The sequence below is a fragment of the Herbiconiux daphne genome, from assembly GCF_024979295.1.
GTDB classification, from domain to species: Bacteria; Actinomycetota; Actinomycetes; order Actinomycetales; family Microbacteriaceae; genus Herbiconiux; species Herbiconiux daphnes.
Genome location: NZ_JANLCJ010000328.1, coordinates 1 through 762, shown reverse-complemented (window position 1 = coordinate 762; position 762 = coordinate 1). Strand labels below are relative to the sequence as shown.

Annotated in this window: 2 protein-coding genes; both read right to left on the bottom strand. The window is 37.0% G+C overall.

From position 1 onward, the window contains the following. Window positions 1–361 (bottom strand): hypothetical protein (locus N1032_RS25020; RefSeq protein ID WP_259543265.1); only part of this gene is annotated, 361 nt, incomplete at its 3' end. Beyond that, a complete protein-coding gene (locus N1032_RS25015) occupies window positions 361–582 on the bottom strand; it encodes a hypothetical protein (RefSeq protein ID WP_259543264.1) in 222 nt (73 codons plus the stop codon). The genes N1032_RS25020 and N1032_RS25015, both read right to left, overlap by 1 nt. Window positions 583–762: the final 180 nt, after the last annotated feature.

Sequence of the window (762 nt, the reverse complement as noted above, 5' to 3'; positions counted from 1 at the left end):
CAAAGAACTTACTGGAATATTGTTGCAACTGTTTAATGTCTTTATATTCCACGCCTACACGGTCGGCGGTATCTTTGAGCACCTGATTTAACCCCTTAACAGTAGAGGTTTTCATTTCGATAAAGTTATTAATCTTTATCAGTTCCTTTGTCAGTTCGGAACCAGTTTTACCACGAATAGAGAAACGTTCCCCGCCTCCCTCCATAAACTTCTGGTATGCTGGCGAATCGGTTAACCCGTTCTTTTCCAGACGTGCCAAACGCTTGTTAGCCAGTGACGCTTTACGTGATACCTCTTTGCGGAACTCCGGTTTAATGCGGGTATCTTCTACTAACTGATTATGAATCTTTGAACGTGCCATTATTTATCCTCCCCATTAATTAAACCCTCTGCAATGCGAGTATTTAAATCATTAAGTAAGTTATGTTCTAAAGCATAACGTAAATATTTAACGAAATGTTTAGAACTCAAGTTAACCCCCATTTCAAAACCGGATAAGGTTTTAATGTTTGGGTTACCCTCTATTTCACGTAACTTGATATGATTTGCAATTCTGAATTGCCTACAAATTTCACCTAACATAATTTACCTCATTAATTAACATGATAAATATACACCTGAACTACTCACATATTATAAGACAAGCTATCGTATATTACAAGGTCTAATTAAAGATTGACAAATATATTTTTATCTGATTCGATATCGAACCCTAGCCGTTGCCCTCGTTACCGTTACCGTGCTAATTGTTTCGCAATGATA